Source organism: Edaphocola aurantiacus, from assembly GCF_019797745.1.
Taxonomy (GTDB): domain Bacteria; phylum Bacteroidota; class Bacteroidia; order Chitinophagales; family Chitinophagaceae; genus Edaphocola; species Edaphocola aurantiacus.
Genome location: NZ_VOSI01000001.1, coordinates 849,588 through 863,498, shown reverse-complemented (window position 1 = coordinate 863,498; position 13,911 = coordinate 849,588). Strand labels below are relative to the sequence as shown.

The window sequence follows — 13,911 nt, the reverse complement described above, 5'->3', positions numbered from 1 at the left end:
AAAGGGTGTCGCCACGAAGGCAACACCCTTAAGAATTATGAGAAATCAGAAAAGACTATGATTTGATGAATTTGAAGCTGGATGTTTGTCCGTTGCTTTGTTTCACCTGCAGTATGTAACTACCTTTTGCTAAACCGGATAAAGAGATACCCTGGCTTGCATTATTGCTGCTCATCAGCACGCGGCCCTGAACATCAAGAATAGTTACTGTTGTTACTTTTGTCCAGTCTGCAACATTTACATAAACATAATCAACTGCAGGGTTAGGATATACACTTACTGTATTTTCAGTAGTAAAGCTGATCTTTTTCACTTCGCTGTAAGCATAGTTGCCATCAGCATCAGTTTGTTTCAGTCGGTAATAGTTTACACCGTTTACTGGTGTTTTATCATCGAAGCTGTAAGACAGTTTAGCATTGCTGTTACCGTTTTCAGCAGCAGAAGCTACGAAACCTAAAGTATTCCAGTCACGGCCATTCTCACTGCGTTCTACAGAGAAGCCACGGTTTTGTGTTTCAGTGTAAGTGATCCAGTTCAGGTTTACTTGTTCGCCTGTTTTAGTCACATTGAAAGCACCCATCTGTACCGGAAGCGGAGTGTTCCAGGTAATAGTATATGTAGCATTATTCGGACCAGGTACGTTAGCGGCATCGCGGTAGTTGAACTGGAATGAAGTTCCTGTTTTACCTACAGTACTGCTGGTGATCTGGATCTGTAACAGTGAAGGGTTAAAGTTGTCGATACGCTGACCTACAGTAACGTTAGCATTGTTATATTTCAGGGTAGTGAACTGAGGTAAAGAAACTACAGTGAATGTTGCACCTGAAGCCAATGTACCATCTTCCTGGTCTGTAGCCGGAGGAACCGGTAAAGAAGGATTAGTACCATTCAGTGTCAGCAGTGTTCCTACTGAAGGGGCTGGAATAGTTGTGTTTACATTTGTTGCATCAGGAGCTTGTTCGATACCGAAGTTCTGGTTGATTTTGGTTGCATTTAAAGCTGGCAGTGAAATACCCAGGTTGTTTGTATTCAGACCGCTTGTGATCGTTCCGTTAGCATTAGTGCTTACACCAGTCCATTTAGTAGCCAGGTTAGCAGGAACAGTTGTTGCTGCAGCACCGGATACCGGAGCCGTTGTACGGGCTACGATACGGATGGTATAGTCATTACCGCCAGGTACGTTAGTGAAGCTATAGCCGGTAGTCGCATTTACTGCGGCAGAAGCCAGGATCGTTGGAGCACCAGAGTAAGTATTGTTTTCCTGAACCAGTACAGCATATAAAGTTTGTCCGGCATCAACAGGAGCCACCAGGTTTTCTGTACCACCTCTTTGTCCGTTACCGTTTGCATCGTTCCATACATTACCGCTTACGTTATAATAAGAAGTACCGATAAAGTTCAGGGTTACATTGCTTGCATTGCTCAGGCTGCGGCCATTATCCCATGCAGAGAAGTTGATTACTACAGAAGCAGTACCTTCCTGTGTAGGATCTACAGAGATTGCAGGAACCGGGTTACCAGAAGCAAAAGGAACCACTACACCACCAGCAGGCCATGCAACGCAGCTTGACTGCGGAGGACAGTTACCACCATTGGTATATACAGTAGAACCGATTTTGATATAGTTAGCACCGGTAGGGAAGCTGTTGATGATAATACTGTCAATCACACCATCAGCATCATTAGTTACGAAAGTACCGTTAGGGATAACATAACCATTGAAACCACCAGGGTTGGCGATATTGTTGATTGTGCTGTTGCTTGTAGTAGGAGGAATCTGTAAACCAAAGTTTGCGTTAGTAATATTCTGAGAACCGATTGTTACCGTCAGTTTACCATCGGTCAGGCCATCAGTACCAGCTGTAGCGCCTAAGTTTTCACCAGTTGCGATATAGTTAGTAGGGAATGTAGCTGCGGTGAAGGTAGTACCTGCTGTAGGGTTAGTTGTGCTTACATACAGGTTATAGTTACCAGGAGTTACTGTACCGAAAGAATAAGCACCGCCTGCTGCGATTGGTTGTGCATCAATAACCTGGTTGTTGGTAGGATTTACACGTACCACATACAGGCTGCCTGCTGTAAATTGTCCTGCAGTACCGGTTGCATTAACGGTATTATCTACCAGCGCATTTACATCATGGAATACATTACCGCTGATCGATACACAGTTCAGGGTAGCGGTCATGATTGCGTTAGGGCTCTGGAAAGCACTGTTACGTACATTTACCGTAAAGTTACGGGAACCGGAAGACGGTGTCGTTGCATTGTTATTATATTGCAGGGCATCCAGTAAGGCTTCTGCCTGTGCAATAGTAAAGTTCGTTTTGTCGAATACGATTGTGCGTACACCACTTGCAGTGGTAGAAACAACATTATAGGTAACACCACCTAATGCTACAGTAGTTGCAGCGATATCTGAACTTAATGCCAGGGTACCACCACTGGTCGCACCGTTTACAATCAGGCGCTCGTTAGTACCATTCAGGATTTCCGCAGTAGGGAAGCTTACCTGCATTCTGCTCAGGTTAGAACCGGTAGTCGGTGTAATGTTAGTCTGGCCGCTTGCGGTAAAGTTCATATTAGTACCACAACCGGTACCGAAATTGTTTACACCGATTTGGCCTGTATTCAGGTCTACGCTTGGTACGTCTGTTTCTACAGCAGTAGAAAATGCTGGTCCTGCACTGAAATCGATGAAGAAGTATGCAGTACCTGCACCACCTACACGTACACTGAAATCACTGATGTTGTTATACGTTACGCGGGCACGGGTAGGATCGTCGGTTACTACTGGCGAGTTGCTAGAGATAGAAGATCTGTATGTAGTAAGGCCTGTAGTAGCATTATATACTGCCGGCTCAAGCGTGGTCGCGCTACCTACTTCACTTGTAGTGAAGCCACCGAATTCGTTATATTGGTTAGAACCAGAAGTTCCATTACCATCGATATCGTATGTATTGATTTTTACATTCTGTAATACAACATTTGTACCTGTTTTGGTTGTAGTGCTGTAAGAACCACCAAGAATAAACTGGAAGTTATACTGGATACTACCACCACCGCTTGCACTGGATGGGAAAGATACTTGTGGTGAGAAGAATTTAGGATCATTGCTGCTGTAGTTACTACCCGATGGAGCTTCCTGATCGTAAGCAGAGAAGGTTGTTCCGGAAGTAACCGATACCGTTTTTACGATACAGTCAATTGCTTGTCCGCTTAATGTAGCTACGCCACGGTATACTATCACATCGCCTGCAGCAGTACCGGTACCCGGAGTGCTCAGGTTCGTAATAGCCGCGCCGGTAGTACCATTGATCACCGAAGTGTTGGTAAAGCTTACTACAGCATAGTTATTGTTGAAATAGTTGTTGGTAACCTGGATGCTGGTAGTCGTAGACGTGGTCTGCGATGCATTGGTACCGATTGCAGTAACTGTGTAGCTTGTTGCTGCACTGGCTGCAGTAGGGGTTCCGCTGATTACACCGGTATTGGTGTTGAAGCTTAAACCTGCAGGTAATGCCGGAGAAATGGTATAGCTGGCTGCATTTCCCGCGAGGTTGGGTGCCAGGTACACATTGCTTACATTGGCAATAAATACGTTTGTAGCCGGATAACTTAAGGAAGTTGGGGCTTGGGTCCAGGCCGTCTCAGCGGTACCGAAGACCAGGGCTCCTGCCAGTAATATGGCAGAGCCTGAAAATTGTAAAAGTGCTCTCTTCATAACTCTTTTAGTGATAAAAAACTTTTTTATAAATAGATATGCGTTTGTATAAACTGCAATTAAAATACATGTAGATGTATCTTTTCTATCACCATATCTGCCGCTCAAAACAGATATTTTGTCTTTCAGAAAGTAATTACTGCTCCGGAATCAAGACCAGGTCGAATCAGGTAAATGCTGAACCTTCCTTTTGGGCATGCCAGGTGTGATAACATAGTCATGCTATTCGTATACTGGAACAGTACACAGAACAGTTATGGTATGTTTGCACTACAGTCGCCTTAATATTACCTGCCTTTGCGGGTATTTTCAGGCTACTTTGTTAGAAAGTGGGAAATATTACTCAATTAAATCTTAATTGGCTTTTTCCGGTATAGGTGGTTGGGTGCAAAGCTATTCCTTTTATTTGATTCTGAGCAACTTATGGAATAGGGATTTTCTATTGGTCTATAAAAAGTGCAGATTTTCGTAATGTGTTACTACAAGGGTAAAAATGCTGTAAAATCTTGTTGGTACTGCATTTGAAGCCAAATGATATAAAAAGAGCATCCCGGGAAGAGGATGCTCTTGTAGTACAATTATTACACAGCTGTAGTAATAATTTACAATTTTATTTTGAAATAGCAAGCTTTTGAACGGATATTTTTCGCTGATGCTCATCTCTACATTGTATCCAACAGGTTTCAGGTGCTGCGTACTGATACAAATCTGCTGGCAGCCTTCATCATCATTGCTTTTTCCCCTATTCATTACTTTGCCCATTATATCTTCTTCCTTAATCGATACCACTGCTTAGCATCCGGGTATGTTTATATCATAGCCATCTGCAGGGTTAAGATATATTCTGTACAGATCATTGTTTACAGTCTTCAGTGCTGCTGCAATAGGCTTTAAGACCCTATGCAGTAATCACTTTATTTGCTTTTAGCTCTTACTTATCATCGGCTCTGCCATAGCAGAAGGTACATATACAATCCTCATTTGTAGCCAAATACTTTTATGGTAAAAAAAATAATGTGTAAGGAATTAAGAAAAGTGTAGGGTTCATACCATTAACGATTCTTTAATTCCTTATATGCGATTAACTATAATTCATGAGCAATTGAGTTGTATTATTTATATTCAAAAAAAACATAATAACATTTTGCTTACATACAGTTTGGCTGAAGTCATACTATACTACTTCTATCTTTGATCCGCTTAAGACAAGACATCCTATAGGAATTGTATGTAAATATGAACTTGTATTTTTTATCACTAAAACTAACACACTCATGATCAAAAAAATTGCCTTTGCCAGCGTATTATTCGCGGGCTTGTTCGGAGGCCAGAGTAGCTTCGGACAATGTCCTACGACCACACCGGAAGATTTTGATTTCTGGTTTGGAGTGCCCGTATGGACCACCGGGTATAAAACGCCACAAAAAATTCACCTTACCGGTGCAGGAGCGTCCAGCAATTGCTATGTTATTGACATGCCCGCAGACCCCACATTTGCGCCGATCAGCGGCACACTGGCTCCCGGTGTTTCGCAAACCATTGATATGACATCATTCATCTCCCAGATTGAGACCGCTCCTGCCAATGCAGTGCTGAACCGGGGCTTGCGCGTTCGGGTCTGGGGAGAAATGGTAGGCTATTATGCCGATGAAGCAGGTAATAACTATGGCTCCATTCCCTTGAAAGGTCCTAATGCACTGGGCACTTCCTTTATTGTTCCGGGCCAAAATCTATATGCTCAAATTCAGGCATCTTATCCGGGTTCAACAAGCCAGTTCGTCATTACCGCTACTGAAGATAATACAGTCGTAACCATTACACCTTCAGAAGCGATAGTAGGACATGGTGCGAATGTTCCCTTTACGATCACCCTGAATAAGGGCCAGAGTTACCAGGCGGCCAATACCATTTTTAATGGGGTGCACCTTGGAGGATCTACCATCACCTCGAGTAACCTGGTTGCCGTTACCTATATCGACGATTTAATGCGCAACGGGCTTGCGGCTGATAATGGAGGCGATCAACTGGTCCCTATCTCAAAGCTTGGTACCGACTATGTAGACATCAGGACCAATCTTACTAGTCCGGAAACGATTTTCCTGACCGGAACGCAGGACGGGACCACGATCACGGTATTTGACGGGACCACCACCACTACACTTGTTGTGAATAAAGGACAGATGGTTAAGTACATTCTTCCGGCAGGTAAGAACGCGGCTTATATTCATTCCGACAATCCCATAATGGCCTGTCAGCTGGGAGGAAGTACTACGGAATTGGGAAGTGCCGTGCTGACACCGGTTAAGCCTTGTAACGGTTCTTCTATTGTATCATTCCAATATCCTGTGAGTGCCACTACAACGTACTTTAATGCAGTAGTTCCTGCAGGAGCGGAAAGCGGTTTCCTGGTGAATGGTAATGCTGGTATATTAACTGCCGCTGATTTCATAGATGTACCTGGCTATCCCGGCTGGAAGTACTGCCGTAAAAACGTTACCGGTGTTTTTACCCCGGGAACTACTATAACCATAACGAATACCCTCGGCAAGTTCTCTTTCTATCAGAATATATATAGTAATGCCGGCGGTGGCGGAGATTTCAGCAACTTCTCCGATTTTGGCGATATCTCCACCTTCCCGAAAGCAGTACACACTTGTGGTACCGATTCCGTACGCCTGGACAGTCGTGCGCTGGCATATAATGCTTCGATTTCGTCCTATGCCTGGACCGGTCCTAATGGTTTTAACAGCATGGCAGAGCAACCGTTGTTGCCTGTTGTAAATGCTGGTAATGCCGGTTGGTATAAGGTAACGGTTAATGCTGCTAATGGCTGTTCTTATACCGACAGTGTATATGTTAATGCTCCGATCACGGATGTGAATGCTACTCCATATCCGTTGGTAGCCTGTGCCGGATCTTCTATTGTCATCTCTTCCTCAGCTGCCGGAGGGGCAGTCGCAGACAGTATCCGCTGGACCGGACCGAATGGTTTTAGCAGTACAGCGGCCAATTTCACGATCAATAGTGCCACTACTGCAGAGGCCGGTGCCTATATCTGTACGTACTACGATAAATACGGTTGTGCGGTATCTGATACCGTAAATGTTACGGTTAACAGTGGTTCTTCCGTACCGAACTTTACAATAGGAACTAATCCTGTAATGCTCAGCTGTGCGACGCCATCTGTCACCTTATCAGCAACAAATTATGTACAGGGATTACAATACAAGACCTTTGCTAATTATAGAGCACCTTCTTTGTATGCCAGTGCTGATTTTGATAGCGTAGTGACCGGTTTCTACAACCAGATGCCTAAGGCCACTGGAACGACCGGACAGATGAACCTGGCAGGACTCAGCGGTGTAACGGCCGCCACCAAAAATATAGGGGTACAGTATAGCGGCTATCTCAATATCACTACTGCAGGTGCGTATACCTTCTTCCTGAACAGTTATGATGGTAGTAACCTGTATATCGACGGCTCTCTGGTAATCTCTAATGACGGTACGCATGCCTTGACAGAACTGTCTTCGGCTGTGTTGAACCTCACTGCAGGATATCATAGTATAGAAGTAGATTATTTCAAAGGACCTGATGCCGGTAGTGCTGCTTTGGGCGTGTCTTATCAGGGGCCTTCGATCACTAAAACGGCTATTCCAGCTACGGCATTATTTATGCCGGGAGGCGCAGCACCTGCGGGACTGACCTATACCTGGTATAATGTAGCTACCGGCGCTCAGGTGGGCACTGGTCCAACCCTTAATGTGACTACACCGGGCCATTATCGTTTACTCGGTTCTAATGGTTGTGAATCCTATGCAGATGTTGAAGTGGGTCAGGCAGGAGCTTATGACTACTCCGATCTGACAGCACCATGGCCTTCGGCCCAGGCGGGTATCAAAGGTTGTCCTTCCGGCACAGGCGTACCTTCTGCTCCGGACGCTGTTTGGGCAGGTATGGGCATCAGTGCGGAACAGTCACCGGCGGCTGGTGTCAATGCCGATACCTATGATGATGGTCTGGGTAATCCTAATTCCATACTCCTGGGCGGTGTACCTGTACCTATGACGATTGCGCTGAATAGCAATACGCCGGGCAAAACAGTATACTATGGCCTGTGGATCGATTGGAACAATGACGGTGATTTTACAAATGATGTAGATCCTTCAGGAGCATATGCTTTCTACCATGGTAATGGTGTAGTGACTGCAGCGGGTGTACCATCTATTCAAAACATAACAGTTACACCGCCGTTAACAGGCTCTTCCAGCAATTACAAAATGCGCCTGATCGTATCCGATCAACCGATTGAATTTGCAGGTTACGATAATATCTACAGCAACGGAGAAGTAGAAGATTTTGATCATCCGGTACCATTGCCTGTGGAAATGGATCATTTTACGGCTGAAAAAACAAGTGAAGGAACAGTGCTGTTAGGTTGGGATGTACATTCTGAAATCAATGCGGATTACTACGAAATCGAATGGTCTGCAAATCAGGCTGTGTTTGAAACCGTAGCCACAATACCTGCTCTCGGTGCTCCGCGCCATTATCAGGTCATACACCACACACCACTGCAGGGCAATAACTACTATCGCCTGAAAACAGTAGACCGTGACAGGTTTAAAGAATACAGCGATGTACGTGTTGTAAACCTATCCAGAGTAGCAGAGCACTTCAGTGTCAGTCCTAATCCGATCAGTTCTGGTGATCAGGTCAGACTTGCCTTTAACCTCAACCAGCCGCGCACGGTAACTATACATCTGTATAACCAGTTAGGACAAGTGGTATATAGCAAAGAGTGCAATGCGATTGCAGGTAGCAATACCGTGTTGTTGTCTATACCGGAAAATCTATCTGCTGGGGTATACTTCCTTTCTGTACAGGATACAAAAGGTGGCTGGAGCCTTCCAAAACAAAAAATAGTACTAAACAGGTAATCCATCATTGCTTTGTTTTGATTATAAAAAATGCTGCACCGGTTTGGTGCAGCATTTTTTATCTGATCCTGTTGGTAATAAACATATCGCCTTTTCAATCATTTTACTGTCTCCCTTATTTAAGGAGATACTGTTATCGACAGGACTACATAGGACTACATGATAAAAGCGCCCTGTGATACAGGGCGCTTTTATTGTCAACACGATATGTTATTTTGAAATAGCAAGTTTCTGAACGGTTATTTTTTCACCAACGGTGATCTCTACATTGTATGCACCTGGTGTCAGATGCTCAGTATTGAGGCGTATTTGCTGGCGACCCTCGTTATAATTACCTTTTACTTCATTCAGTACTTTGCCCATCATATCTTTTACCTTAATCGATACAGTGGCTTTAGCATCCAGGTCCAGTTGTACCGTAGTATAGCCATCTGCAGGGTTAGGATAAATTCTGTACAGATCATTATTTGCAGTCTTCATTTCTGCTTCCGCAATAGCTTTAAGGTCCGGTATAGCAGTCGTTTTGGTTGTTTTGGCATCTTGCTTACGGTCCGCTCCGCTATAGCAGAAGGTGATGCAGGATGAACAAGCAATACCTAATTCTCCCGGACTCTGCTGCATTACACATACGGTATAAGATCCCGGAGTAGTATACAGATGAGATACATATGGTGTTGTGAATGCTCCACCATCACCCCAGCTTACTTTATAAGTTGAGTATGGGTCCATATTGAGTAAGCTCACATTTGCAGTAGCATCATTGCTTACAGAGCTGAATGATGTTTTCAGTTCGAAGTCTGTATTACAGCCACCGCAACGTTCCACACAGATATTATCAAACAGCACGATCTCTGTAGGAGAAGAGGTAATGTCCGGAGTTACGCTCAGTGTCTTTGCATTACTCAGTACATTATTAAAATCGGCACAAGTCATTCCCGGAGTCAGCATAGACCAGCTGCCATCACTGTTGCTCGGCATTGTGCTTCCCGTACAGAAAGTGATGGGAGCACAAACATGTATCCATCCATTGCCTTTAGTTACACCGGTGCTGGCGGTAAACATAATTTCATTTGTACCATCGCTCAGGATAATGAAGGGATGATAAACACCTCCATAACCACCATCATCCAGAAGGAAGAAATCAAAGCAGATACACTGTCCCGGAAATTTCTGGCCGATATTGGTAAAATCTACACTATTGGTATAACGCGAATATCCGGGCAGATCGCGTAAACGTACACAAGTTGTACCATCCAGTGGGTTGGTATCGCCAAATGATGCCGTCACACCTGTTGCCACCCAATTGGCTCCCGGAGTAGTAGGGTTATTGAAATTAGCACAAGGCTGTGCGTAAAGACTGGTTCCGGCGAAGAAAAGGCCGGCAAGTAAACTATATAGTTTTTTCATAATAACATCGGTTTTATACGGGAAAAGCCGATAAAAAATTTTAGTTATACCTACTCTGTTACAGGTTTTTCGGTAACCACCTTTATTGTATACAAAAAAAAGGTCCTGAGTGATCAGGACCTAGCGAGAAATGATAAGTGTGTACTATTTATTTACAAGTGTGTGAAATTTAATTTATTTACCGGAACCGGTCCAGGAAAGCATCCTTTCTTCTGACCGAAACCTCGATGGTACTGCCGTTTTCCATCTCTATGTAACCACCCCTTCCCTTATGGTAGGCCTTTACATACTGCAGGTTGACCAGGTGTGCATGATGCACCCGTATGAACAGAGCATCGGGAAGAATCTGTTCATATTCCCCGATGTTTTTCGAAACCAGCCAGGACTTTCCGTTGTTGCCGAATATCTCGGTATACGCACCCCTGGCCTCCATGCGCATAATATCTGATATCTGCACAAACAGGTATCCTTCCATATGCGGGATGGCAATTTTCTGGTCCGGTGCAGCCTTCTGCATATTGGAAAGTAATAATTCCAATTGTTGCATCATCTGTTTGCCGGCCAGGCGTTCTGCAGCACGGGATACCGCATCTATTATTTCCGGTATGGCGATCGGTTTCAGGATATAGTCCAGGGCGCTGTAGCGTATCGCTTGCAGCATGAAATCATTATGAGCAGTAACAAAAATTACTTCAATACGCTGATGCCTGATTTTGTCCAGCAGATCAAACCCGCTGCCACCGGGCATTTGCACGTCCAGGAATATCAGCTGCGGTTGTACTTCAGACAGCATTTTTTCGGCTTCCATAATATCGGCGCATATGCCTGCCACAGATACAGAAGGGCAGTAACGCCGCAGGATTTCAGAAAGGATTTCAGAATTTTTAGGTTCATCATCGACCAGCAATGCTTGTATCATATTGAATTTTTTAGAGGAAAGGAAATAATAACCAGTGTGCCACTTGTCGGTTCTGTATAATCAATGATGTCAAACCGTACATTGGATTGATGTATCTTATTATAAAGATCAATACGTTCGGTAATAAGATTTATGCCTTTGGACTGATGCAGGGACCCATTTCTGTTTTTCAGTGCCCAACTGTAAGCCCGCCCCGGTCCGTTATCTTCAATCTCCAGCCGCAGGATATTTCCGGCGAGTGTAATGCGCAGTGAAATCTGTCCCAGTGCATCACCTCTGTTTTGTATGCCATGCCTTATTGCATTTTCGAGGAAAGGCTGTATGACGAAAGAGGGAATGATGAGCTCTTCTGTATAAATATCCGGTTGTACAGAAACCGTATACGAAAATATTTTACGGAGTTTGGTCCGCTCCAGTTCCATGTAGGTGCTCAGAAAATCAATTTCTTTATACAATGCAATCTCATAGAAAGAGGCCGTCTCAAACAACTGCCTGATGAGTTTGGAAAAATCACTCATAAATTTGCTCGCACCTTCGAGGTCCTGATCTATCACATACTGGTAAAAAGAATTAAGGCTGTTGAAGATAAAATGAGGATTCATACGGGCCCGGAGTGCCAGCTGCTCCAGCTCCAGTATCTTTTCTTTCAGTTCTATTTTCTCCTGCTTCCTCCGTTGTATTTTACGCATGCGCTGCCATGTGATGATAAAAGCCAGACCGAGCAAGGTAATGGCCGCCATTGCCTGAAGCCAGCCGTATTCCCACCACTGCTGTTTTATGGTAAAGGAAAAAATAATCCTATTACTCCTGACTCCGAAACGATCAGTAGCATATAACTCAAATGTGTACTTACCAGAAGGCAGAGACGGATACTGGAGGTAACGCTGATCAGTTGTCTGCCATTGCTCATCCAGTCCCAATAAGCGATAGGTATATTGCACCTGGTGCATAGACAGGAAGGTGATGCCGGAGTAATTAAAACGAATATTGTTTTCGTCCGGGGCCAGTACAGCATTGTTGTCCGTTGTGATCTGTTGTCCGGAAACCATCACCTGATCCATGATCAGATTGAAGAAATGGTTGCGGGCTGCTCCTCCGGGCTCAATCACAGAAAGCCCTTCGGCAGTACCCAGCCAGACTTTACCATCCCGGGCATAAACGCAGTTTATATTATTAGATGGCAAACCGTCCAGTGTATAATAGCGGTTTACGGAAAACCCCTGGTCAGGGTCAATGATGTTCAGGCCATCTATAGTACCCACATACACCTTAGAACCGTCTGTAAACAAGCAGTTACAGATAGAACTGGACAATCCTTTTTCTTTATTGAAATGCTGTATCACCTGATCATTTCTGATACAGTAAATCCCGTTTTCCGGAGTAGATACCCATAGCAGGCCATTCTTATAGCTGTATGCCATAGAGTTGACTGCATCTGTAATGATCGGTTTCAGCTCGGTAATATGATCATGAGTATGACCTTTGGTCCTTTTATAGAGTCCTTTGAGTGTACCGGCATAATACTGTCCGTTCAGGTAATAGGCGCAGGTAATGCGCTCATTGGAGCCTACAGAATCCAGTACTGTTCCCGGAAACAAAAAACGATCGATCTTATTATGATAGGCTACAATCATAGTATCCTTTACATTCATAATAGATTTCGCATTGTGATGAGCCTTCAATACACCTTTCTGATTTCTGAAAATGGAGAGCAGGCCACTTTCCGGACTGTGCAGCAGATTGCCTTCCGGGGGTAAAATCAGCAAAGGATTCATCTCCTTTATTGTTCCCTGTCTGACTATGGAAGCCTTGTTGGGATTCAGTTTCCAGAATTGCCAGTTATTAGAACCCATCCATAATTCATCCTTGTATGCATAAAACTGGTATACTTGTAAGGAAATTTTGTCTGCGCCCGGCTGTTGTATATACGTGCCTGCCCGGTGTGGAAAATAATATAATCCGCCACCGTTTGTACCCAGCCATATACTGGAGTCTCTATCAATAATACTCACATTTACATTAATACCGGAAAGTAAGGTATCTGTGGTTTTTCGTGTCTTCAGGTCAAAGAATACACTACCTTTTATGCCATTGAGCAGCAGGTTCGAATCGCTCAGCACATCAAATGAATTCATGTATGGTGAGCTAATCCGTTCTGTGCCTTTTTCGGAATGTAAAACCAGGCACCGGTTTAGCCAGCTTCTTTCAGAGGTGATAACCGTGTGGGCATCCAGTACCATAAAGCCAGGATATACTATATCTGTACGATGTTGCGTCACTTTAAATTTCCAGAGGGAAGTATCAATGATGCCGATTGGTAAAGTATTATTGAGCTGTACCGGTTTGAAAAATGCAGGACCGCTATAAGGCATATTGTATTTGCGAACATGATGTTGTGTATCGACGTAGAAAATTTCGTCTTTACTCTTGATCACCATATTACCTGCCGCATCTTCGGCAAAAGAGACGCCGTCAAACTCATAGATGTTTTCATGCATGGTATACACTGCATTACGCTTATGCCGGGACAGTTGCCGGATTTGTTTAAGCAGTGTATCGTTGCTGCTGTTATGGATTGCTCCCTGGTAGTAATAACATATTTCATTATTAAAAGCCCCCATCCATACGCGGTTGCGCTTGTCTATAAACAGCCAGGGTACTTCGTTGGCGGGCAAGCCATCCTTTGTGGTAAACGTTTTGAAAGCCGTGCCGTCGAAGCGGCTTACACCTGTGGCGGTAGCGATCCATACGAATCCGTCTTTGTCCTGTTGCAGGCAATAAATATTGTCTCCCGCAAGGCCCTTGTCAGTAGTGAAACGCAGGTAGCTGCGTATCTGTGCAGACGTTGGGTGCTGCAGTAATACCAAAAGAAAAATAGTAAAGCATATCCTCAGCATAGGTTGTCCGTTATTCGGGAAGCATAT

The 13,911-nt window shown here is 44.2% G+C and carries 5 protein-coding genes; 1 reads left to right on the top strand and 4 read right to left on the bottom strand.

Annotation, left to right across the window (positions count from 1 at the left end):
- Positions 1-55: 55 nt before the first annotated feature.
- Positions 56-3,721, bottom strand: coding sequence for a beta strand repeat-containing protein (locus FTD44_RS03705; RefSeq protein WP_222165208.1), 3,666 nt, complete (start codon positions 3,719-3,721; stop codon positions 56-58).
- A gap of 1,274 nt (positions 3,722-4,995) precedes the next feature.
- On the opposite strand from FTD44_RS03705, the gene FTD44_RS03700 reads away from it, so the two are divergent.
- Entirely contained in the window at positions 4,996-8,661 is a 3,666-nt protein-coding gene (locus FTD44_RS03700; RefSeq protein ID WP_222165207.1) for a PA14 domain-containing protein, read from the top strand.
- Positions 8,662-8,871: 210 nt separating this feature from the next.
- Here FTD44_RS03700 and FTD44_RS03695 read toward each other — a convergent pair whose 3' ends face one another.
- The 3 genes from FTD44_RS03695 to FTD44_RS03685 form a co-directional block, all read right to left on the bottom strand.
- Positions 8,872-10,068 (bottom strand): T9SS type A sorting domain-containing protein, encoded by a 1,197-nt coding sequence (locus FTD44_RS03695; protein ID WP_222165206.1) that lies wholly within the window; start codon positions 10,066-10,068, stop codon positions 8,872-8,874.
- A 178-nt stretch (positions 10,069-10,246) separates the two neighbouring features.
- Positions 10,247-10,987, bottom strand: coding sequence for a LytR/AlgR family response regulator transcription factor (locus FTD44_RS03690; protein ID WP_222165205.1), 741 nt, complete (start codon positions 10,985-10,987; stop codon positions 10,247-10,249).
- Positions 10,984-13,884, bottom strand: a complete 2,901-nt coding sequence (locus FTD44_RS03685; protein WP_222165204.1) for a sensor histidine kinase — start codon at positions 13,882-13,884, stop codon at positions 10,984-10,986. The genes FTD44_RS03690 and FTD44_RS03685 overlap by 4 nt, the downstream gene beginning before the upstream one ends.
- Positions 13,885-13,911: the final 27 nt, after the last annotated feature.

Bases quoted from the DNA above. Each gene is read 5' to 3' on its own strand.
- FTD44_RS03705 (WP_222165208.1), bottom strand. From the start codon at position 3,721: ATGAAGAGAGCACTTTTACAATTTTCAGGCTCTGCCATATTACTGGCA.
- FTD44_RS03700 (WP_222165207.1), top strand. From the start codon at position 4,996: ATGATCAAAAAAATTGCCTTTGCCAGCGTATTATTCGCGGGCTTGTTC.
- FTD44_RS03695 (WP_222165206.1), bottom strand. From the start codon at position 10,068: ATGAAAAAACTATATAGTTTACTTGCCGGCCTTTTCTTCGCCGGAACC.
- FTD44_RS03690 (WP_222165205.1), bottom strand. From the start codon at position 10,987: ATGATACAAGCATTGCTGGTCGATGATGAACCTAAAAATTCTGAAATC.
- FTD44_RS03685 (WP_222165204.1), bottom strand. From the start codon at position 13,884: ATGCTGAGGATATGCTTTACTATTTTTCTTTTGGTATTACTGCAGCAC.